This window comes from Calothrix sp. FACHB-168 (genome assembly GCF_963889195.1).
Taxonomy (GTDB): Bacteria; Cyanobacteriota; Cyanobacteriia; order Cyanobacteriales; family Nostocaceae; genus Aulosira; species Aulosira anomala_A.
The window spans coordinates 190,185-212,184 of the sequence record NZ_CAWPNJ010000019.1 but is presented as its reverse complement, the minus strand read 5'-3'; the positions used below and the strand labels follow the sequence as shown (position 1 = coordinate 212,184).

23 protein-coding genes are annotated in these 22,000 nt (G+C 31.3%); all 23 read right to left on the bottom strand.

Features of this window, described 5'->3' with window-relative positions; genetic code table 11:
• Positions 1-35: 35 nt before the first annotated feature.
• The 23 genes from AACW45_RS12150 to AACW45_RS12040 all read right to left on the bottom strand — a co-directional run bounded on the left by AACW45_RS12150 (position 36) and on the right by AACW45_RS12040 (position 21,985).
• Positions 36-824, bottom strand: a complete 789-nt coding sequence (locus AACW45_RS12150) for a hypothetical protein (protein WP_190628051.1) — start codon at positions 822-824, stop codon at positions 36-38.
• Complete coding sequence (locus tag AACW45_RS12145) at positions 809-2,029, bottom strand: toprim domain-containing protein (RefSeq protein ID WP_190628049.1); 1,221 nt, start codon at positions 2,027-2,029, stop codon at positions 809-811. The genes AACW45_RS12150 and AACW45_RS12145 overlap by 16 nt, the downstream gene beginning before the upstream one ends.
• Before the next feature lie 101 nt (positions 2,030-2,130).
• Positions 2,131-3,387: an AAA family ATPase gene (locus AACW45_RS12140; RefSeq protein WP_190628047.1), complete on the bottom strand. Its 1,257-nt coding sequence runs from the start codon at positions 3,385-3,387 to the stop codon at positions 2,131-2,133.
• Complete coding sequence (locus tag AACW45_RS12135) at positions 3,380-3,952, bottom strand: deoxynucleotide monophosphate kinase family protein (RefSeq protein ID WP_190628045.1); 573 nt, start codon at positions 3,950-3,952, stop codon at positions 3,380-3,382. The genes AACW45_RS12140 and AACW45_RS12135 overlap by 8 nt, the downstream gene beginning before the upstream one ends.
• Entirely contained in the window at positions 3,949-5,322 is a 1,374-nt protein-coding gene (locus AACW45_RS12130) for a DEAD/DEAH box helicase (protein WP_190628044.1), read from the bottom strand. The genes AACW45_RS12135 and AACW45_RS12130 overlap by 4 nt, the downstream gene beginning before the upstream one ends.
• Before the next feature lie 197 nt (positions 5,323-5,519).
• On the bottom strand, positions 5,520-6,692 hold the full coding sequence (locus tag AACW45_RS12125) for a hypothetical protein (RefSeq protein WP_190628042.1): 1,173 nt from the start codon (positions 6,690-6,692) through the stop codon (positions 5,520-5,522).
• Positions 6,693-6,694: 2 nt separating this feature from the next.
• A complete protein-coding gene (locus AACW45_RS12120) occupies positions 6,695-7,525 on the bottom strand; it encodes a hypothetical protein (RefSeq protein ID WP_190628039.1) in 831 nt (276 codons plus the stop codon).
• Positions 7,497-8,699, bottom strand: coding sequence for a hypothetical protein (locus AACW45_RS12115; RefSeq protein ID WP_190628037.1), 1,203 nt, complete (start codon positions 8,697-8,699; stop codon positions 7,497-7,499). The genes AACW45_RS12120 and AACW45_RS12115 overlap by 29 nt, the downstream gene beginning before the upstream one ends.
• The gene (locus tag AACW45_RS12110; protein WP_190628035.1) at positions 8,692-9,459 is read right to left on the bottom strand and encodes a uracil-DNA glycosylase family protein; all 768 of its coding nucleotides are present in this window, start codon (positions 9,457-9,459) and stop codon (positions 8,692-8,694) included. The genes AACW45_RS12115 and AACW45_RS12110 overlap by 8 nt, the downstream gene beginning before the upstream one ends.
• A gap of 64 nt (positions 9,460-9,523) precedes the next feature.
• Complete coding sequence (locus tag AACW45_RS12105; protein WP_190628034.1) at positions 9,524-10,321, bottom strand: hypothetical protein; 798 nt, start codon at positions 10,319-10,321, stop codon at positions 9,524-9,526.
• Positions 10,322-10,609: 288 nt separating this feature from the next.
• A complete protein-coding gene (locus AACW45_RS12100) occupies positions 10,610-11,746 on the bottom strand; it encodes a hypothetical protein (protein ID WP_190628032.1) in 1,137 nt (378 codons plus the stop codon).
• Complete coding sequence (locus tag AACW45_RS12095; protein ID WP_190628030.1) at positions 11,727-12,209, bottom strand: hypothetical protein; 483 nt, start codon at positions 12,207-12,209, stop codon at positions 11,727-11,729. The genes AACW45_RS12100 and AACW45_RS12095 overlap by 20 nt, the downstream gene beginning before the upstream one ends.
• Entirely contained in the window at positions 12,166-12,657 is a 492-nt protein-coding gene (locus AACW45_RS12090) for a hypothetical protein (protein WP_190628028.1), read from the bottom strand. Before AACW45_RS12090 ends, AACW45_RS12095 begins: the two co-directional genes overlap by 44 nt.
• A 1-nt stretch (position 12,658) precedes the next feature.
• Complete coding sequence (locus AACW45_RS12085; protein ID WP_190628026.1) at positions 12,659-13,012, bottom strand: hypothetical protein; 354 nt, start codon at positions 13,010-13,012, stop codon at positions 12,659-12,661.
• Between the two features lie 87 nt (positions 13,013-13,099).
• A complete protein-coding gene (locus tag AACW45_RS12080; RefSeq protein ID WP_190628023.1) occupies positions 13,100-13,540 on the bottom strand; it encodes a hypothetical protein in 441 nt (146 codons plus the stop codon).
• A 447-nt stretch (positions 13,541-13,987) separates the two neighbouring features.
• Positions 13,988-14,518 (bottom strand): hypothetical protein, encoded by a 531-nt coding sequence (locus tag AACW45_RS12075; protein WP_190628021.1) that lies wholly within the window; start codon positions 14,516-14,518, stop codon positions 13,988-13,990.
• A gap of 3 nt (positions 14,519-14,521) precedes the next feature.
• Entirely contained in the window at positions 14,522-14,995 is a 474-nt protein-coding gene (locus AACW45_RS12070) for a hypothetical protein (RefSeq protein WP_190628019.1), read from the bottom strand.
• Positions 14,996-15,074: 79 nt separating this feature from the next.
• Entirely contained in the window at positions 15,075-17,417 is a 2,343-nt protein-coding gene (locus AACW45_RS12065; protein WP_190628017.1) for a DNA polymerase, read from the bottom strand.
• Positions 17,418-17,419: 2 nt separating this feature from the next.
• Positions 17,420-18,763 (bottom strand): hypothetical protein, encoded by a 1,344-nt coding sequence (locus tag AACW45_RS12060; RefSeq protein ID WP_190628015.1) that lies wholly within the window; start codon positions 18,761-18,763, stop codon positions 17,420-17,422.
• Positions 18,736-19,302: a hypothetical protein gene (locus tag AACW45_RS12055; RefSeq protein ID WP_190628013.1), complete on the bottom strand. Its 567-nt coding sequence runs from the start codon at positions 19,300-19,302 to the stop codon at positions 18,736-18,738. Before AACW45_RS12055 ends, AACW45_RS12060 begins: the two co-directional genes overlap by 28 nt.
• Positions 19,271-19,690, bottom strand: coding sequence for a hypothetical protein (locus tag AACW45_RS12050; RefSeq protein ID WP_190628011.1), 420 nt, complete (start codon positions 19,688-19,690; stop codon positions 19,271-19,273). The genes AACW45_RS12055 and AACW45_RS12050 overlap by 32 nt, the downstream gene beginning before the upstream one ends.
• Positions 19,684-20,913, bottom strand: a complete 1,230-nt coding sequence (locus tag AACW45_RS12045) for a vWA domain-containing protein (protein ID WP_190628009.1) — start codon at positions 20,911-20,913, stop codon at positions 19,684-19,686. Before AACW45_RS12045 ends, AACW45_RS12050 begins: the two co-directional genes overlap by 7 nt.
• Positions 20,888-21,985: an AAA family ATPase gene (locus AACW45_RS12040; protein ID WP_190628007.1), complete on the bottom strand. Its 1,098-nt coding sequence runs from the start codon at positions 21,983-21,985 to the stop codon at positions 20,888-20,890. The genes AACW45_RS12045 and AACW45_RS12040 overlap by 26 nt, the downstream gene beginning before the upstream one ends.
• Positions 21,986-22,000 lie beyond the last annotated feature (15 nt).

Here is a 22,000-nt window from a genome sequence, read left to right as displayed (position 1 = left end):
TTAACAAATGTATCTGTATTATGTCTAACCCTTTGTCATTTAGGAAGGGTAATGTTTCTATAATACCGCAAGTAATCGTATCTTTCATTTATATAACTCTCAAAGTGTTTAATTAACCACAAAGGTAAATTATCTTTTATTGTCTTGCCTTTACCACTATAGTGAAAGCATAAATAATAAACTATTAAATTAATAGAGTAATAATCATATAGATAATCCTTTTCTAATAATCTCTCTAAGAAATAAATATTCATTTTATTAAATATATCTCTGCCCCACCCTCTATCTTTTATATATCTCTCTTCATCTAATTTCTTTAGACAAGTAGTAAAAGTAAATGGTATTAGTAAATTCTTATTACTCTTTGGATTACTAGATAAATAAATTATATTTCTACCTTTTATATCTAAGAATCTAGCTCTTGCTGCCACATAAGTAAAAGTCTCTACTACTTCTCCTATATCATTAATAAACCTAGATCTTAGATTCATTTCTATTACTTTACTTATTCTTGTAATAGTATTCACCTGACCATATTTATTAATCATATATTTCTCTATAGGAACAATCTCTATATAATAAGAAGGCTCATCTAATCTTTTAGCTATCTTATTTAATCTCTCTATATTATTTAGATAAGCTCTTGTCTTTAAAGTTCCATTTAAGTAATTATCTCTTATACTTTTAAAGCATTCTATCTCCTTAAGAATATAATCTTTCCATTTAGGTACATATAGTATTCCTACTGCATAAGTAGGAAATACTATGTTGTTAACTACTCCTATATCTAAATAGATATATATCTCTACTAGGCTGCTCCCCATATTACCTGCATAGCATAGTCTATAGGATTCATTTCTGGCGGAATTAATTTCATTAGCTGGCTCCTTTTTCTTTTAGTTACTTCTACTAATTTCAATAGATGTCTATGATAAGTAAAATCATTACCATATCTCTCTATTAGAAATTCTAATAAGTCAACTCTCCTCTTCTTAATATCTTCTAATACCTCATCTCTATCCAGAGAATATTTACTCAACCAATCATTAATATCTTTTCCTTTCTCTTCATCTACCATCCATATATAAAACCTACTCTCAGGCATATATAATTGTAAATCTATTAGCTGAGGTATAATAGCTACCCAACTCTTATACTCACCAGGATATTTAGGGTGAGATATAGGATATTTATCATTGTCAAAAGCAAACACAATCTCTCTAATATTCTTTATCTTGTGTTGATGCTTACTTAACTTTTCTAAACCTAGTAACCCTACTGCATTTATACCTTTCTGCTTAAGACTCAATGTGTCTGGATATCCTTCAGCTACTATTAAACTATCACTAATATTTCCTAAAGTTTCTTCTAGAACTAAATAATCTTTAGTGCCGCCATAAGCTTTATTAGTAAGACTATCTTTATATCTAGGAACAAACTCATTAGGAATATTTCCTAAATATCTACCAGTAAAGTGAACTACTCTATCTGATGTATTTCTAATAGGAAATATTATTCTATTAGAGTAGTACTCCCCTCTATCATTTAAAAGACCTTCCTTTATTAGTTCTTTAGTATCTAGATCAAAGTCTCTTAGAGAATTATTATGAGGCGCATAACCAATCTTATAACTCTTTAGTGTTGCTTCACTGAATCCCCTACTGAATAAATAATCTCTAGCTGCATTGCCTTTATTTCCCCATAGATACCAGGAATAAATATCAGCACATTTATCAAATAGATCTAGTCTTTTGCTATTATGTCTAGCTATAGTAATACCAAATGTAGCTTCTATTTCGCTAAGAGCTTGAGTAAAATTGTCTACTTTATTAACCCATCTGTAGACATCTATTACATCCTTAGCTTTATTTAAATCACATGAAGTATTAAAACATCTAGCTAAATCTTTGTTAATAGAAAACTTTCCATATCCACCACAACTGGGGCACTTATTATATCCTATAGAATATCCAGGTAATACATCAGTAATTATTACTTGGCTTTTTATGATACTAACTCTGTCTAACATACTCTTTTCATCTCATTAAACTAGAATTATCATTAAATAAGAGATTAATAGATCAGTATTCAAACTATCTCTTAATCTCTTATTTAATAGAAATTTAAATATTAGTTAATAAATTTAGTACTATTTATTATCATCGGTAAATTGATCGGATCTACATAGCATCTCTTAATAAAATCTGATCTATTACCAACTAATCTTAATCCCTCTTTAGTTCTTACTCTAGATAGAGCTACATATAAAGCTCCACTAGTCTTACCTAAGAAAGGTTCCTTTAAATATATTTGAGAGGCGGCTACTGTTAAACTCTGCATCTTCCAGACAGTTAACCCATCTGCTCCCCTTACTGGTAGATAAGCTAGTTCTCCTATAGAGGCACCATCTTTATGAGTCTTATTTTCTAATTTAATATACTCAATCATTACCTCTTTCTTCTTTCTCAATACTTCAACTATTATCTTATCTATATACATATCTTTAACAATAGCTAGATCACCATTAGCATATCCTTCATTATGGTTATTCTTTAGAAGAATTACTTTACTACCTACTTTTAATCTCAACTCTTCAGGAATACTATTCCATTCACTTCTAGCTTTACCTGTTATAAATCTTCTATATCCTTTCTCAACTCCTTTAAGCTGAGAAAGTCTTAATCTATTAAAGTCATCTGCTTTAGCGTTAGTAGCAAATATAGTAGCACCATTAAACTCATTATCTAAATCTTTATTGAATCCTACATGTTCATCAAACCAATCAACCACTTCATTAGCTTTACCTAACCTTACGGCTAGGAGACTATTAATATAATCTCTCTCATCTTGTCTCATAACTTCATATAGATAATTAACATTAAAGTGTTTCCATACTTTAGATTGAAAGAATGGCTTTCCTTTTACTGCTGGTAATTGACCTATATCAGCTACACCTAATAAACTTATTTCACCCCACTCTTTGACAAAATTACTTTTGTTATATCTCTCTATAGCAAAACAAATAAGATCTAATTCTTCTCCTGATAACATTGATAACTCATCAATAATAATTCTTCTAAACCCATCTCTAGCTATCCAACTTATCTTTTTAATAATATTTCCATTCTCTACTTCATGTATTAAAGATTGAATATCTTTATATCCCAACTTACTATGTATAGTACTGCCTCCTATATTAACTGCTGATATACCTGTACTACTAGTTAAACAACCATAATTAGGATCTTCATTTAGAAGATCCTTAATTAGAGTTGATTTGCCGCAACCAGCAGGAGCTATTAAGGCTTCATATCTTCTACTACTGGTAGCTAAGTAGATCTTTGTATTAGACCAGTGAGTATACTTATTCTCTATTAGATCAGTCATTTATCAGACTCATTACTTGATTCTTTAAATCACTTATATTTCCTACATTATTAATAATGTAGGAAGATTGTCCCTTTAAATAAGCCCCATATCTTTCGCTTTTATGAATCTTTCTAATACCTAGAAATATAAGCACTTCATTTAGAAAATCAAACTCATCTTCTATAGATCTATTTATATATATAAGTTTGAATCCTAATTCTTTTAGTGCCAACCATTCATGAGGAAATCTAACATCTGTTATTACTACTGGTAAATCAAGTTCTAATATATCTGATATGTCAGATATAGTTTTGTCTATCCAAGTAGTTGCTTTAATCTTATGAAAACAATCAGTACCTAAGAAAGTCATGACTTCTCTAGGAGTCATGCCGCCTAAACTAGATAGACGAATATTCTTTAGTTCCTGATTATGAAAATAATCTATATTCACATTATAGATAGAAGATATCATTCTCTTAAGACAGTCTGCTATTGCTATATCTAGATATCCTTCTTCTCTAAGAATCTCTGCTACTGTAGATTTACCACTACCAATTCTTCCTGATAATGCTAGTCGTTTCATACTCTTCTTACATAACCTGGATAATTATCATTAGCACATTTAAATCTCTTTTCTGCTTGAGTGTTAAATATACTTACTGAATCAATAAAATCAAAGATAATTGGCTTCTCTTTACCTTCATAGATTCTTAAGGCTCTACCTATTCCTTGTATCCATTCTATAGATTCATATTTACCCGTCTGTTTATTTCTCTTAGCACTACCCCCTTGTAAAAACATCATTGCTCCTATTGATTTAATAGATATACCTTCTGAAAGAATAGGAATAGTAGCTATAACTCCTGGAATAGTATTATCTCTAAGAGCATTCTCTAAACTTAGTCTCTGTTTTATAGAAGTATTACCATGTAATACTGGAAGAGATATGCCATAAGTAGATAGATAACTATTAACTATGTCTGCATGATCTATAGTTCCACCACTAGTAGCAACTTTCTTAACAAAGACTATAATGGGCCCTCTATCTAATAAGCTATATTCATATATCAACTCTGCTGCTAACTTATTTCTATTAGGACATTTACATATAATCTCATCATATAGAATGTTATATATTCTCATCTCTTTAGGCCCAAAACTATTAAATTTATATCCAGCTAATCTCTTTGCTAGAGGTGAATTAATAACATTAGTTACTGAATAGAATCTAATATCGGGCTCCATAATAACTTTCTCTTCTATAGCTTCGCTAGGTAATACTCTAATAATATTAGGCCCCACTATACCTTCTAATAAACATGGTGCCTCTACTTCATCAGTAGCAGTAAACCCTATCCTATATTCACTATTAGTTATATAACTGCTAATAAGGGCACCAGAACTATTAGCCATACGATGAACTTCATCTAATAGCCATACTCTCACTTCCTTCAAATAATCTATTACTCTTATATCTCCACTATTTATCTTAGAAGTAATACTATCTCTACTAGCTATAGTTATTCCCTTAATACTAATTTTGCTATTACCTATAAGACCTATTTCCTTCTCATCCATTTCTAACTGAGTAGCTATCTCTTTTCTTAGTTGATATAGAATATTAATTCTATGTACTGTTACTAAACAATTAACACCATCTCCTAATCTTCTTATCAACTCTGCTATACATACTGTCTTACCATAACCAGTTACTAAATTAATTACACCTCTTCTCTTCTCGATTGCTTTATTTATAGCTTCTATTTGATTAATCCTTAAATAAGAAGGCAGCTCTTTTCCATTATCTATTACCTTCTTATCTATTAAATTAGTAAGACTATATTCTATATTCTTTTTCTTCAATAGATTTATAACTCTTACTAATAATCCAGTAGGAACAATTAATAACTTATCATTCTGATAATTGCATAAAGAAACATAGTCTTTATTCATTACTCCTATTGGAATGCAACATTGACTACCCTTAAATAAGGGTTCCAGTAAACTATAGGGCACAATAAAATCATTAGTAAGTTCCTCTCTAATAGATTCTATATCTCCCATTAGGAAACAATTAGCAGCATCGAATTCTATATTCATACCTTACAAATATATAGAGGATAGGGGCTTTCCTATCCTCTATATATTCCTTATGCGAATGGACTACTATTATCTTCAACAACAGCGCTCTTCATAGGAGGAAGCGATCTAGATTCTACTACTGGAACAATACCAGGAATACTATTTAGTAGTAGTTTTTGTTTATTAGGATTGACTTCACTCCATACTTCAATCGCTTTCTTTTGTAGATTATGAGAAACTTTAGGTGCCTCATCATTGTCATAATCTACAGCCTCGAAGTGTAGATAATTCTTACTGCTTTTAGAACCTTCAATAGGAGGCTTAATAGCAATAGAAGTATATACAAATCTAGGATCTTTACGATAATCACCTAGACTAGAGAATTGTCTCTTAAGTGTATTAAGATACATAGCATAGCCTATTCTTCTATTCTCTACTATTTGGCTATCCCATCTGCCTTTGATTGCAGTTTTATGGGGCATCTTAATCATTAAGATAAAACCTTCTTCTCCTAGTAACTCCTTAACAGTCTTGATTGTTAATTGAGTAATTGGTTCTTCTCCTGGTTTAGAAGGAGGCAGCTTCTTACTCTTACCTATCTCTGTAACATAGAAGAATAAACGACCATAAGGCCCGCACTCAGAAACTATTTCTCCTGATGGATCTTTTAGTACAGAGTTTCCACTTCTAATGCAATCAGCACAGAATTGATTTCTACTACCAACCATTCTAATCCTGTCTATTTCTGGAGCAGGCTTAGTTCTATCCGGGGTTTTAGTTCTATCATCCCAAGTCTTAGGATCATACATGCCAGTAATAGCATAAAAGTCAGGTAGTTTCTTCAACCACTCTCCTGTTACTGGATTACGAAATCCTACTACAGAACAGATAGAAGTATTATTCATTCCATCTTCTCCCTTTTCTTCTAGAGAAGATTTAATCTCAGCATGGAGAATGAATCCTCCTATCCAATTAGGATTAGCTAGCCCTTCTAATTCTTCTATATATTCTAAATTACCCGGCATAGACCAAGTAAAAGAACCAGAATCACCCCATTTAGCTACTAAGACTCTAATATTCTCTACTTTAGTAAAGGGTGTATATGTACTACTAGTTGCAGTACTTCCCTCATCTTCTAGAGTACTCAAGTCAATATCTAAGGTCTTTAAGAAGTCACCAAAATCATTAGTATCTTCACTAAATACATTGTTATCTACTGAATCATTATTCTTCTTAGCCATAATTAGCCTCTATTTAACCTACTTAATCTTTTTACTTGTTCACTACTAATCGTTATATATTCTTCTCTAGGTAGAGAAAGATATCTAACCCACTCATTAAATAAAATTGCACCTATTCTTACTGGAATAAGACCATCTTGTACAGCTTCTCTTACTATTAATAAGTAATGATATAGAAGCGGCTTTCTATTAGTATCTTCTACTAGAAATTTGTAGAATAAACAGGGAGTTTTATTTCCCCCTACTACTAACATCCACAACTCTTTATCACTCATCTTACTAAGTAATTCAGTGCCCCTTATAGAACCTATGTACTGTCTATAAGCATAGACTCCTCCTATTCCTTCATACATATCAACTAACTCTTTTCTAGAGTACTTTTTCTTTTCTACAGAAAGAAGTAATCTATTTAATTCTTTGTCTAACTTACTTGGATTGTATTTAAACTTATCCCAGATCCATTCGTATGCCTCATCTTCAAATAAACTTTTCAGCTTCAATAAATTACTTTTATATAAATCAGGATTAATTAATATTCCTTTTACACTAACTGATGCTTTATATTTCTTTTGAAATTCTTTATAACAAGACTCATTTAATACTATATAAGTAGTATTAAAAGCTCCCTGTTTATATACGAATTTCGCCATCTCTCCTTTACTAATCCTACTAGCATTTATTAAATTAATAGACTTCTTAAAACTTGTACCTTTAATAAGAACTCCATATATATCCTTAACACTATCTACTTCTATTACGTCTGGTAATATTCCTAGCTGTTTATTTATATGATATTTGACTAACTCAATTGGTGAGATTGTGAAGTATATCACCTTTGCTATACCTTTCTGAACATTCTTTAAATGATTTACTTGCTAAAAAGAAAGGAATTCCTTTTCTTTTATTTAAAGCTTTCATTAATTGACCATTAATACTATCTCTTACAGACTCTTCTTTCTTTATATTCATTTGCACCTTTACACTAATATTTAGATGGTTCAATAAAACAGCTAATAAACTATATCTATTACTAGACCCATGCCATATAGCTAAATCAGTTAATAAGTCTTGACAGGAAGTGTTAAAGTTTATTATTGAATAGAGTATATCTTTCTCTAATAGAGTTGCTATGTACTTAGGATCTGGACTCAATTTCTCCCATCCTTCTACTATCCTAGCTACTTCTTTTGCTTCCCCTTTAGATAAGGCTTCCCACATATTATTTCTACTATCAGGATGCGCTCCTCCTAGATATAAGCTATATATCTTCTCTTCATTAATATTCTCTATATCTCCTTCTAGAATTAATAGGTGAGTAATAATATTCCACGCATCTCTCATATTCCCTTTACTAATCTCACCAATTAGTAAAGCACTTCTATGATCTAAATCATATTTGTTCAATAACCCCTTAGCTATTTCCTCTTTAGATAATCTATTCATCCTAAGGACTATAGATCTACTAGTTATAGCCTCACAAATAATAGGCTCTTTCTTTTCTAGTTTCTCTAAATCCATAGATATGATTATCCAAGTAGTTGTACTTGGACTATGTTCTAACGGCTTCAACAACAAGGCTAGATTCTCTGGTGTAGCTAGTTCAGCTTCATCTATAATAATAAATCTTCTATATCTATGTGATTCTTTAGTAGTACTAATAGGATATTGATAACTTATCTCTATTAATCTATTTATCTCTGCTTTTGTCTGAGCATTGTTCTCACTAAATACATACTCATGTATATTAGCTGTATCTTCTCCTAGACAAATAGGACATTCTCCACAAGGTTCATATTCCCCTGCTTTTCTATTCCTACATAAAGTAGCTCTAGCATATAAGTTTGCTAACGTACTTTTCGAGCAGCCTGGAGGCCCAGCTAACATCAAACATTTTATATCTGCATGTTTATTATATCTAATTAAATTAGTTACTAATCTTACATGTTTCTCCTGAGAAAGAATTTCACTAAATTTAGTAGGTCTATAGATATTAGCTTTGTTAGTCATTCTTAGCCCTTCTATAATTATCTAGTACTAATTGTTTAACTTTTAATAAATCTTGTTTAGCAAACCATAATCCACTACCTAATGGTATTGGAGTCCAATACTTACTTTTAAGAATACTATCAATAAAAGTTTTCTTAGGATTCTTGTATCTACTAAATAACTTATCTAAATCTTCTATAGTCTTATCTCCATAAACTAATTCTTTAAGAGCGCCTCTTTCCCACTCGATAGGATTATTAGTTACTACTACTGGATGATTCTTATACTGATGAATTATCCCTCTATTGTTATAAATAGATTCTTTAAATCCCAATATAGATTTACAAGCCTCAGAGCCAGCTAAAAGAATAGGTTGCCCTCTATTAAATAAATCTATTTCTTCTTTAAGCCAATCCTTACAAGAATCTAAATGATTATTATTTATCTGAGTCTTTATCTGACCTTTCTGAGGATTACATTTAATTGCATTAGTATAAAATACCTTTTCAGAAAAGGGTTTCAATTCACTAGGTACTTCTACATCTAAATCAAACATCCAATGTAAACATAACCTAAGAAATTTACCCGCATTCATCTTACTACTATTCTTATCTCCAGGAGATAAGGAGATGCCATCTTTTACTTCTTGATTTCCAGGAAAGGCAGATACTACTATAAGTTCTACCTCATTAAAATCTACTTCACTCTGTCCACATATAGAATTACCTGTAGAAAGGTTACATCTTCTACAGGCATTATTGAATCTATTTAATCTATACATTATTAATTTCCCTAAATTAATAGAGAGTTTAGTTAAGAACTCTCTATTAATATAAATCTATAAATTAAGCTACCTTTAAACTAGTACCACTATGACCAAAGCCCCCTCTATTAAACTTAATTAAGTTATCTCTTTCTACTTTATCAAGAACTATATTTTTATCTATAAAGTGTGGAACTAGTTGAGCTATCCTTTCTCCTCTAGTAATAACTGTAATACCTTCTAAGGAATATACACTAATGAACAACTCATTATCATATTCCATATCTACTATTCCTACTGAATGAGGTTGACTAATAGCGTATTTACTCATACTAGAACGTAGATATAAACCATTCCAACTTAATTCTTGTGGTTGAATTACTATACCAGTTTTGATAAGTAAGGGTTTATATTTCTTTCTCTGAAGGACTACTTTTCTTTCACATCCTATAACACCTACTAGTTTATTAATACTAGTAATCAGTTCATTATTTATATCTTCATGATTACTACCTATAACTAAACTATTATCGTCTATTTCATTTATGTTGGCTGAAGGTAAGACATCTTTAATTAAATCGTATATAGCAATACTATAACTAGAATCTATATATCTTACTAAAACCTTACCTTTAAACCTAACTCCCTTGTTATAAAATAACTCTTCATTATAAGAAGCCTGGAACAGATCAGGTATCTCTTCCCTTAAATTATCTACGAATCCAACATCTTCCCAAGAAAAATCTAATCTATCGTAGGGATTAACTATAACTGTTTCTGCTGCTTTAATATCAAATCCAGCATCAGTTTCCCTTGGTTTACTAAATTGACCTTCTGGACAATGAGGAAGAGCCGCCCATTTAATTACACTTGTTTCCATGTCACTTAATCTTTATTAACAGATAGGGTTTCTTTAAATTATTACATAAACTTAAAGGGTATAGAATACCTAAACTAATCCTGGGATTAGGATGGGTAGATAGCATTATTACTACATCACTATCTTTCATCCTAATATGTCTTTCTAATGAAGAGAGATTAGCTAATTCTATTCTAATCTCTACTTCTTCATTAAATAGCTCCCAGCATAATTCAAAAGCAATATCTACTATCTCTCTAATAGAATATCTTACTTTTAGATAATCTATTATTAGATAAATAATCTTCATTAGGATAGAATTACTTGTTCATATAGAAGTATATAACAATCTACATCACAAGCTTCTCCTGGGTGAATTAGCAAACTGCTGACACTACCTTCATCCATATCATTCTCATAGAAATCTATAAGAAGTAGTCCATAGTTACTTAATAGATTATTAATACTAGCTACAGCATTAATAGGAATCTTTACTTCTCTAAAAGAGTCATTAGAACTACTAGATATTACTGAGGCTGATTTAGTATTAGTACCTTTAATCTTTAAGTTATCTTTCTTTAACTCCAAACTAATACTATCAGTTACTTCTGTAGATCTATAGCTTTGTATAGATAATGCCTGAAGGAATTCTGTTGCATCTACTAAACCTCTAGCTTTATACCTTTCTTTCATTGATTCATCTAGAACAGAATACTCCCCTATTTCTACATCTGTTCCTAGTACATGTAGAGTACCTTTATTTGATACAGCTTTTAATGCAATAGGAGATTGTAATCCATATAATCTATTCTCTTCTCCTTTTATTAGAGATAGATTCTTTACAAAACTATTAGGAATAACTATTCTATAGTCTTCCTCATTATCTAGATTTAGTACATATTTAATCAAACTATATTCTGTTTGAGCATAGATACTAACATTAGATGTTGTTACATTTATCTCTATAGGAGAGATAGAAATATTAGATACCTTAGATATGATATCTATTAACTTATCCTGCTTATCTTCTAATTTAATAAGTATAGAAGGCTTACTAATATCTTCTTCTACTACAGGAAAGGGGTCTGCGCTAGTGAATAATGGCTCTGATATTGAACCATATTTAGGTATCTCATATACTAATTGAGAACCATCTGATTCTATAGTTAAAGAACTATCTTTAATCAAATTATCATTTAGAGAAGTAATAGAACTAGCATTAACATAAATCTCGCCGCCTTCTATAATCTCTATATAATCCTGGATGTTTCTGCTTATATAGAACGATTCAGATTTACTAGCTTTAATAACAAGCTTATTCTCTTCATCATTAAAAATTAGATGTAAGGTGCCTTCTATTAAATTAGTTGGTTTCTTATCTATTCTTGAAGCCACTAAACTAATATCTTTCTTCCACTTGTTACAGTCATTGATTTTTACTTTCATTATCTTCTCCTAGATCTCTTTCTAAATAATCTAGATCAATTCTTCTAGATATCTTTGAATCAGGTGTCTTTAAATTAAGTTCTGCTTTCTTATTAAAAGTCTTATCGACAGTAGCTAACTCTTTATAAAACTCTTTAATGGCTTTATTAAAGAGTTTTATTTCTAGTAAGTTATTAATACTAATAGGATAGCTATAGCTAACTTTTATTCCTTTAGAAGAAATGCTACTACTTAGACTACCTAACATAACTGATTTCTCTATTAAGTCAGCTAGGTTAAAGTAATCTGGTAAATCACTAGGTACAGATAGCTCTCCTAAGTAATGTTTAATAGTTATCACATCAGACTTACTACTACCATAGATTATGGTCTCACCTTTTAATCTAAAAGACCACATGTATTCTATTGGATTAGCTACTTTACTTTTTCTTAGGAGGCTTTCTATCAATTCCAAATCTAACAAAGCTTTCTCCTGGTTCTTTTAGAAGTTCTAATTCTTTCTTACTGTCCAGAATCCTATATATTCTATTCTCTGGATCATATATCATCTTTATTACTCTCTCTCCACTGTTTTGATCAGCTACAGGATTACAATTACTAAGACCGACCTTTAATATAACTGCCGTAGCTTTTCTATTTCTAGCTTCTCCATAAAGCCTTAGATAATACTTCGCTTCTCTTACAGATTTATAGTATCCACTACTTCCATTAGCTAGAAACTCTTTAGGGGGATATCTAGGATTAAGCTCATCATTACTATCATAAAAGCATACTTTCCATATGTTATATTCTTCATTTGATTCATACACCACTACGTTATTTGGGTATACAGTTACTCTTGTTATCAAATTAACCATGAAGATAGCCCCTATAAACAATGGAATAATACTTTTCTTTTCGGTTAAATGCATCTTAAATCAACTCGGTACTCCTAAAATAAATCTTACATACTAACCCTTCTTTATTAATTCTTATATCTGGGCTTTCTATTACTAACTCCACATCATTAACTGATAAGTTAGTTAATTTTCCATATTGATTTGCCATCTTCTCTATATATTCCCAACATAAAGGAAAAGGGAAATGGCCTGGATTTCCTACTAACTTATATATCTCTTCATTATCTTTCTTAAGAACAAAAAGTTTTCCTCCATATCCATTAATTTGTACATATCTAGCTAAATAGGTTTCTAAATATGTACTTTTTGCTTTCAGAATCTCTTCTACTTTCTCTTCTACTAGAGAATTAAAGTCTACTGTTGTCATTAAGTTTCCCTCCTATTGAATAGGAATAGAGGCTGAATCGAACTGCCCATCTCAGCGCCTTACCACTTGGCTATCTATTCCATAGATTTAATCTTCAGGTATATCTTCTTTCTTCTTACTATCATAAGTATTCATCCCTCTAATAGGAGAATAGATCAAAGTTATTATTCTTTCTCCAGTATTATCTCTAAAGTAATTAGCACATTCTGGTACAACATCTTTCTTTACTACAGCAATAGATCTCTTATTTTGTATTTCTCCTGTTTGAGTCACATAAGTTCGCGCCTTAGTCATTGCTTGTTGATAAGCATGAGTCCCACTAACTCTAGTAGAAGGAAAACTAACTGGTGGTTGAGCTGGATTAATCTGCCCGCTTCCTTTATAGAAACAAGCTACCCAATATTTAGTATTCTCATTGTCTTGCTGATGTACTATTACTCTTCCATTCTGTCTAACTGTCACACCTATTATTACCATTCCTAGTGATACAGATAACAACCCTATGTAACTTTTACTTGATATTTTCATACTCATCTCCTTAAATTTAAATATCTCTTTACATTTCCTTTAAACCATATTTGTCTAAATATGCTTAAGTCTTTATCTTCAGAAGAGAAGTGGTAATATCTACCTACTCTTCTATCTAACCAATAGATATGACATATACTCTCTATAGGCCATTGAAGAGGGGCCCATTTCACTTCTATGTCAATATAAAAGGGGTCAGCTAAATAAGCTTTAACCCCTTCTACTACACAATTACTCCAATAACTATTTGATTCAGATTCCATTTAGCAATGACCTAATCTTCCAGTCTAATTGACATAGTAGTCTATATAGAAATTCTTTCAGTCCTATATAACTAATAGGTTTATAGTCTTTTCCTAAAGGAATTACGTTACCTTCTAAAGATATTGCATATAGAAATAACCTTTTAGATTTCATAGCTTACTTCTTTAACATGTTCCTTAATTATTAAATAGATAGATTGTTATCTAATAGAAGGATAAATCGACCTTTATCTCCTTTTCTATAACAATTTCTGTATACCAACTTACCTATTGTCTTACCTGAGTTAAGATATCTATAATCATGTAGTCTATCTATAGATACTCCATCCTCTAACTCTTCATACCTTTCAGCTTGAAATTTATTCAATAATTCATTTACCTGCCAGCTAAATTCAAACTCATTTCTGTAATAAGTAATCCAATTACTTTGACAATAGCAAATGTATTGTTCTTTTAGCTCAAATTTACCTGTCTGTTTATTCTCTACCTTTTGACTTATTCCATCTCCTTCTCTGTTTTTTATTAGGCAGAAAGATAAATGAGATAAATCACTATTTAAAACTAAAGTTTGCTCTAACATTCTTAGATGTTTATCTTTCAGAAGACAATTACTTATTTGAATACTACTTAAGTATTTATTTAACATATCTATTGTTCTTCTATTACTTATTAGTTTCTCTTCTTTAGAATACCGCCTTATTATTTTAGTACTCACTAGTTATTCCTCTTCTAAAAAGTAAGCCTCTAAACCATATCTGTCTAATAACATATCCTGTTCTGACATTGGGAACTCTATATTTATTCCTGAGCTTAAATCAGACTCTTCCCATTCTTGTTTAAATTCTTCATCTACTGTTTCTTTACAGTCATATATGTCTTCACCAGCAGTTACATAAGACCAATTATGTTCTCTTACATATTCTTCACCATCATTAATTTCAATCTTAGGTGGTCTTCTATTACATACTTCTAGCCAAGCATCAGACATCTTATCTCCAAACATCCATTTCCTAAATCTAAGAAGCCAACTTCTATTCTCTGAATCACTATTTAAATGAGATTCTTCAAATCCCATTAGTTCATTATTCTGATCATAGTCACATCTAATATATTTACCTTCATTATTAGGCTCATCATATTCATAATCCTCGGATCTATTAGTCCAATCTTCTCCCTTTTTATTTCTACCCATTCTTTTATTCCTCTTAAATATCTTTTAACAAACAAGAGAAGGCTAGAAAAATTAAACTAGCCTTCTCTTGTTTGTTAATCTAATGAATCCACCATTTACCAATCTCAATACTAGAACCTGCTGGCATATCACTACCTATTAGATCAAATGTATATTGCATCGCATCTTCCATACCTTTCTTCATAGCCGCCCCATATTCCATTGCTAATGCATGTTCTCCTATATTGGCATCGAAGCTATGCTTGAATGTAACTATATTGTTAGCTGGATTATCTTTACTTGGTGTTAGTACTCTCTCTACATGACAGTCCCCAGGTATAAGTGAATTTGCTTCATCATGTATAACGTTTAACACACATGCTTCCCTATTACGTACAACATTTTTGTACTTACTGTTTAATTTATCGAAAGCTTTTTGTATGTTTAAGAAGCCTATCTTAGATTGAACTGCTCCAGCTCCTTGCACTAAGCTATTTACAGACTTTCTGCCCACTGTTCCTTTATTATCTAAACCTTTGGCGTTAGAGTCATTAGTAAAGCACATACTATTAAAGAAAGTTCTAATCCATTTTCTTTCTGTACCAGCTAGACTATTACTTCTTAGCCATCTTCCTAACATATAAAAGCCATTAGGATAACTAAAGTAGTCATCTATAGCTTTCTGAGCACCCTTTACATCACATTTTAAGTCCTCTGCTAGAGACTCAGCACTAGCTAGATAAATCAGACTATAGTTGAGTATCTTTCCTTTTTGTCTGTACTCTTTTACTAGCTCATTAATCTTAGGACTACATAGCCAAGGTTCTTCTATTAGAAGTCTAAGTACTTCTGGATGTAGATTACTGGCTGCAATCAAATGAATGTCTGCGTTTGGATCATCATAGGGGTTGCCATTAGGATCTAAAGGTCTAGGAATTATACCTAGCTCATAATCCTTAGCGAGTCTATAGATTTTAATTATATTAGGGTCGTTAGATAGTGCGCCTGCTATGCGACCTTCTTGGGCACTGAAGTCACAATTATGGACTGTAAATCCATTAGCGTCAAAAGAATGTGTACCTTCTACTTCTATATCCCATACTTCTTCTTCTCCTATATAATCAACAGCTTTTATCTTGTCATAAAATATATTTGGGTTCAGCAATCTAGAATTATTGCTAACTTTTACAGCTCTCTCTAAACTTACTCTCTTTTCTTTTAGATTGATAAATTCTCCAGGTATACCAGAAGTTTTATCTCTTGAATTTCTTTCTGATATAAAGAAATTCAGTCGATTATTTTTCTCTTTAGTTCTAAACCCTATTAGTTCATGGAATATTTTAATTGACGAAATAGTGGATATACTTAATTCACCACCTTTAAATTTACCATAGTTAGTAGAGCAACCCTTTTCCCTTAGGGTACTTAATATACCTAATTTTAGTAATAGAACTTGTATGTCTTGTAAGAACTTATAGCATTTACTAACTATAGATATAGTTCTTCTATCATACTTTGTTATATAACCGTCGCCTTCAAATAGACCCTTCATAAAAGACCCTATTACATTTAAAGGTGCCGAATATATTTCCATAGGTATTTGTATAGTAGAGCTATTTACTTTAATAGTTTTAAGCCAGCTAGCTAAACCTGTACTTTCTAATCTATAATCTCCTTTTCCTCTGTGAACAAACTTTCTACCGAAATACTTTAATCCCAAGTCAACTAACCATTCTTCTAATTCTTCATAAGAGTCCCCTAAAGAAATTCCTACAGTTCTAGGTACTTCTTTATTGTGGGTAATATTTCCGTCTGCTATAAATAATCCAAGAAATTCAGCAAGGTCTGAGGATATCTCTCTTGAACTTAAAAGGATTTTATTTCCTTCATGTATAGTTCTTCTATTTTCTTCTAGAACCTTTTGACTTCGGCCGCAGGAAAAGCACTTTAGATATCCCCCTCCACTTTTCTGCGTTTCAATAGAGTTACAGTATTTACATATATATTTATAAGTAGGCTTAGTTAATTGAGCTATAGCATTATTTAAAAGCTCATTCTCTTTAAACTTACAGTTACTTCTATCAATAGAATAATTTCCTTTATTCAGAACAATATAGTCATTTTCCTCTATTGCTGATAATTCTTTCCATAAGAAACTACCAGAGTTACATACTAGAAACTTATGGTCTAATGTCGCTTTTATAGAATATCCCAAGTTAGTTGTAACTTTATAAGTAGACTTCAGCCCCTTATTTACTTTAGTTACAACCTTACCAACTCCTTCAGAACAATGAACGTTAGTTCCTATATCTATCTTTGAAATAGGAACTAATCCATTATTAGTAGTTGTAATAAGACTATCTGCGGCTAGGCAACTAGCCCAAAGCATTCCTTTAACTGGCTGGAATACATGCCGCATTGTTATCTCATGATAGTCAGCCATAGTTAGTAATAGATAATAGAATCACTATAAATAAATTCTTCTATAGGAAGAGCTTTAATCTTATGCTTCTTCTGAGATATCTGTTGACAGTTAAATGATTCCTTGCCGCCACTACTCATTCTATCTGTACTAGTACCAGTAGTATTGAAATGGGAATGTACACAACTAGTAACAGGATTAATTAACTCTAGATAATCAGTACCTAATGCCTTAATTAATTTCTTATAGGCAAGTAGGTTATCTATTAGATCAATACCAAACTCTAGTTCATTAATCCATATCTCTTCTTCTAGGTCGCCTTCTTCATCTACCTCATCACTATTATCCTTATCTTCTTTTAATTTACTAAGCGCTTTAATTAATGTCTCACCTTGTAAATTATCTAGTACTATACCTAACTTACTTAACTTATCTTTTAATAACTCAACTAACTTCTTAGGAGAATTAAGAACTTTACTAACTTTCTCTGTTACATAAACCTCAGGAATCATTCCATCTTTGGTCTTCTTTAACTTCTGAAGTACTGGTAAACCTAAATCTTTACATAATCTTAGTTTTCTTTCCTGTAATTCTTTCTCATTAGATACTTTTAATTTCTCTAATAGAATTCTATTAACAGGCATACCCCTATACTCAACTCTAGCTAGGTGATAGTTAACCTCTTGATTAAGATCTATTACCTGACCGCAATCATAGCCTTCTGGATATGGTTGTCTAAGTGTTAGATCTAATAACCCATGTCCTTCTAATAGAAGAGAGTAATGATTACTATCCTTAGGCGCACCTACATCTAATGCTGCATAGATAAGCTGTTCTCTACTTAGATTAGGATTAGACCAATCTGAAGTAGCTTCTATCTTAGATAGATGAATACCAAAGTAATCTCTACATAAAGCCTTATAAGAATTACCCCTCATCTTACTAGATTTGAATCCAGTACAAACACCTAATCTCTGCATTAGAACTAAAGTACAATAAGTACTAGGCATCCATACATCAAATGTACTTTTAATAGCCTTTAAATCATACTTACTATTGAATATATTCTTAGTCAGATCTTCTCTCATGAGTTGATCTATAAGGAGACCTAAGTTCTCTTCTCCTATTAGAAGTACATCTACTATATAAGGAGTCTTGTTACCTATCCAATTAATCTGTATCAATCTAACTCTAGAAGTATGAGGATCTAAAGCAGATGCTCTCTTACCATACTTCTTAGTTAGTGGATATACTTCAGTATCTAGTCCTATTAGATGTAGAGTAGATAGCTTATTAACTAAATACTCTACATCTTCTTTATGAGTTAGATAATAGAAGTCTATTTCTTTGGTTTCAATGAATTGCATTCTTCTATTCTCATTAGCTCTTCTATAGAGTAGCCTTTTAAATTTACTCTATTTAATAAATCCTTTAATTCCTTTCTCATCTTAACCATCTCTTGCATACTCTTTCTACTCAACTGAATCTGTATTGTTAATTCCCATAGTTCTATTCTAGGATCTGTAAACTGCCGCCAAGAGTTATGGGCTACTTCAGGCGATCTACTTAATCTAACTAAAGGGATATCATAGTGCTCTCTTAAGAGATTAATACATTCCCCTTTTATTCTAGAGATGGGATAAGAACCTCGTCCAACTTGTTCAAGTAGAACAAACTCATCTCTTTGATTAATACACAACTTAACTATTGCAGTATCTTTACTTACTCCCCATTTACTAAAGAAGTTTAGATCTGCCTGACAAACAAGATTAATTATTACTCCATATGATCTTTGAATATCCTCAAAGACCATAGCATTACCACCCTCTTCCTTAATTCTATTTAGTTCCTTTAAATCTCTAAACCTAATATTCTCATTCAGATTTACATAATCTATCAATCTCATGTTTTTCTAAACCTACTTCTTCAAGTAAATTTTTTAATTCTTTCCTAACTTTCATACTCTCTAACATAGCAGGTCTTGTTAGATATATATATTCAGTAAGGTCATAAGAATGGAATCCTAATTTATGAAAGTTGGTTCTTATCTTAATTACTGGTATGTTGAAATGTTCCATGAGAATCCTAAGTAACTCTTGAGTGCCTTCATAATTAAGAATAATTCCATCTTTATTAACAAGATAGATTTCTTTCTCATAATCCATCTGATACTTTACGACAATCACATCATTCTCTAAATTCTTATTAGAAGTACTAAAGAATTTAAGATTAGAGTAGCAGATTAATTTAGCTAACTCTTCTAATGATTTAACTATTTGTTTTTCCATTACCATATATAGATAGTCCTACCGTATGGGGCTTTAATACTGTCATTAGTAGCCGCCCATACTACCTTCTTTAAATTAAAATCCCCAAAGTATCCTTCCATATCAGTCATATAAACTATTACATCTATCTTTTCTCCTAGAAGATACTTAATAGCGGGTACAAAATCAGTACCTCCTCCTCCTTTAGGTTCTATCTTATTACTAGCTATTAACTTTGTTAGTAAGCCATTCTTATAAGGAACATCATAAGAAGCACATACTCTATCATCTGCATACACTAACTTAATATCAACCCTACATTGCTTCTGAATAGCATCTACTTCATGAGAGAATCTAGTAAGTATTCCTTCATCAATAGAACCAGAAGTATCTATTACTATTCCTAATCTTTTATTATTAGGTTCTCTAATATTATTAGGAGTAATAATAGGACTATATCCTTCTAGAGCTATCATTCTTTTACTAGGGCGCAGGTAATCATCTATCCTTCTATCAGTAAACTGACTTAAGAGGAATCTTCTTAAGATAGGTTCCCATTTAGTATGGACTACATAGTTTTCTCTAATCTTTCTAAATATAGGATTAGTAGAAGATATGCCCGCCATCTTCCCTTGCCATATTAACTCTCTAGTAGTATCACTAGATTCTATGAAGTCTTTAATAGAAGGATCTATTTCATCTAGAGAATATCTATCTAATCCTTCTGAATCTTCTAAGTCTCCCTCTCCCATTAACTCTTCTAACTTTTCTTTATTTGCTTCTGATTGGTTAATTAAATAGTTATATAAACTATCTGTACTCCAATCAGATATATCTTTACTAACTCCATACTCCTTAATAACTTTATCTAAAGTGAGTGCATCTTTAGGAAGACATATAGAACCCATGCCTTCTATAATTCCATTAATGATACAGTCCCCAGCAATATTAAATATCTTCATATTCCCATTAACTAATCTATTAAACCTAGGAATATGATTAAGTGCTATATGTAGTGCTTCATGAAGAATAATAGCAGGCTGCTCTTTATCTGCTTCATAAAAGAAAAAGTCATCTCCTATAAAGATGACCTTTCCATCAGTAGAAGCAACCATATTCTTATCTACTAGTATTCTAGGAGTCCATAAGATAATGGAACTTAAATCAGAATATCTAGTAATTAGTTTAATGACTGCCTCTTCTACTACTTTCTCTTTATTTACATCAGCTAACTCTTTCAAATTCTTCATACTCTTCACTACTAACAAACCTATCTGCATATGTAGGATGATTATCTACCATTCTTTCTAAAAGAAGATTCATACCTAACTTGCTAACTTCTTTTCTACTAGTCTTAGTATCAGTTTTAATCTGATTAAGAACAGTAAAGATAATAGTTGCTAGTTTATAATGTTCTTCTTTAGAAGAGAAACCTACTACTCCATAAGCTAGGGTATAAAGTGCTGTGATACTGTTAATATCCTTTAGCTTTTCAGTTAGTTTAGTTTTGTGTCCATCTGCTAAAAGAAATAGGTCTTCTATATCAGGCAATAAGTTAGCTTCTAGAATAACTTTCATCAATTCAGCAGTAACTATATTACCTACCCTTCCCCTAATAAGATATTCAATCACAGTCATATCTTTTTCGTTCTTTAAAATATCAGAACATACTGAATAAGAACGAGGACTTGGAACTATTAAATTATCACTATTAGATTTATTAGTTCCTTTTAGATCACTACTATTAATTAGTTGAGGGTGCCTCTTTATAAAACTAATTATTGAAGGATGTATTCCATAAGGAACAGCATAATCTTCTATCCATTCTTCAGAACTACAGATAACATTTAGATGGGTAAATCTATCAGCTAATGCGGCACTCATCATATCTGTACCAGCATCATCCCAATTACTAGCAGCTACAATACTCCATTCTTCTGGTAGTGTATAGGTGTCACCTAGACATCTATCTAGAATGAGTTGTAATGCGGCATTCTGTACTCTTATATCTCCTCTATTTAATTCATCAAAGAATAATATTCCTTTACTATTCTTCTTTCTAGGAAGAAATGAAGGAGGATAACATACTGCTAACTTATTCTCATGGTCTGGAATAAAGAAACCTCTTAAATCTTCTGGACTTAATTGAGGTAATCGCACATCTACTAACTCTAGATCATTATCCTTAGCATACTGGGCTACTATCTGGCTCTTTCCAATACCAGGAGATCCCATAAGCATAAGAGGACTCTTAATCTTATACATTGTATCTATACACTTCTTAGCTTGTCTGATAGTAATAGCATCTGCATTTAAAGTCATACTTTTCTCCTTACA

Excerpts from the sequence above, each read along its gene's own strand:
- AACW45_RS12150 (WP_190628051.1), bottom strand. The coding sequence starts at position 824 with ATGGGGAGCAGCCTAGTAGAGATATATATCTATTTAGATATAGGAGTA.
- AACW45_RS12145 (WP_190628049.1), bottom strand. The coding sequence starts at position 2,029 with ATGTTAGACAGAGTTAGTATCATAAAAAGCCAAGTAATAATTACTGAT.
- AACW45_RS12140 (WP_190628047.1), bottom strand. The coding sequence starts at position 3,387 with ATGACTGATCTAATAGAGAATAAGTATACTCACTGGTCTAATACAAAG.
- AACW45_RS12135 (WP_190628045.1), bottom strand. The coding sequence starts at position 3,952 with ATGAAACGACTAGCATTATCAGGAAGAATTGGTAGTGGTAAATCTACA.
- AACW45_RS12130 (WP_190628044.1), bottom strand. The coding sequence starts at position 5,322 with ATGAATAAAGACTATGTTTCTTTATGCAATTATCAGAATGATAAGTTA.
- AACW45_RS12125 (WP_190628042.1), bottom strand. The coding sequence starts at position 6,692 with ATGGCTAAGAAGAATAATGATTCAGTAGATAACAATGTATTTAGTGAA.
- AACW45_RS12115 (WP_190628037.1), bottom strand. The coding sequence starts at position 8,699 with ATGACTAACAAAGCTAATATCTATAGACCTACTAAATTTAGTGAAATT.
- AACW45_RS12110 (WP_190628035.1), bottom strand. The coding sequence starts at position 9,459 with ATGTATAGATTAAATAGATTCAATAATGCCTGTAGAAGATGTAACCTT.
- AACW45_RS12105 (WP_190628034.1), bottom strand. The coding sequence starts at position 10,321 with ATGGAAACAAGTGTAATTAAATGGGCGGCTCTTCCTCATTGTCCAGAA.
- AACW45_RS12100 (WP_190628032.1), bottom strand. The coding sequence starts at position 11,746 with ATGAAAGTAAAAATCAATGACTGTAACAAGTGGAAGAAAGATATTAGT.
- AACW45_RS12090 (WP_190628028.1), bottom strand. The coding sequence starts at position 12,657 with ATGCATTTAACCGAAAAGAAAAGTATTATTCCATTGTTTATAGGGGCT.
- AACW45_RS12085 (WP_190628026.1), bottom strand. The coding sequence starts at position 13,012 with ATGACAACAGTAGACTTTAATTCTCTAGTAGAAGAGAAAGTAGAAGAG.
- AACW45_RS12080 (WP_190628023.1), bottom strand. The coding sequence starts at position 13,540 with ATGAAAATATCAAGTAAAAGTTACATAGGGTTGTTATCTGTATCACTA.
- AACW45_RS12070 (WP_190628019.1), bottom strand. The coding sequence starts at position 14,995 with ATGGGTAGAAATAAAAAGGGAGAAGATTGGACTAATAGATCCGAGGAT.
- AACW45_RS12065 (WP_190628017.1), bottom strand. The coding sequence starts at position 17,417 with ATGGCTGACTATCATGAGATAACAATGCGGCATGTATTCCAGCCAGTT.
- AACW45_RS12060 (WP_190628015.1), bottom strand. The coding sequence starts at position 18,763 with ATGCAATTCATTGAAACCAAAGAAATAGACTTCTATTATCTAACTCAT.
- AACW45_RS12055 (WP_190628013.1), bottom strand. The coding sequence starts at position 19,302 with ATGAGATTGATAGATTATGTAAATCTGAATGAGAATATTAGGTTTAGA.
- AACW45_RS12050 (WP_190628011.1), bottom strand. The coding sequence starts at position 19,690 with ATGGTAATGGAAAAACAAATAGTTAAATCATTAGAAGAGTTAGCTAAA.
- AACW45_RS12045 (WP_190628009.1), bottom strand. The coding sequence starts at position 20,913 with ATGAAGAATTTGAAAGAGTTAGCTGATGTAAATAAAGAGAAAGTAGTA.
- AACW45_RS12040 (WP_190628007.1), bottom strand. The coding sequence starts at position 21,985 with ATGACTTTAAATGCAGATGCTATTACTATCAGACAAGCTAAGAAGTGT.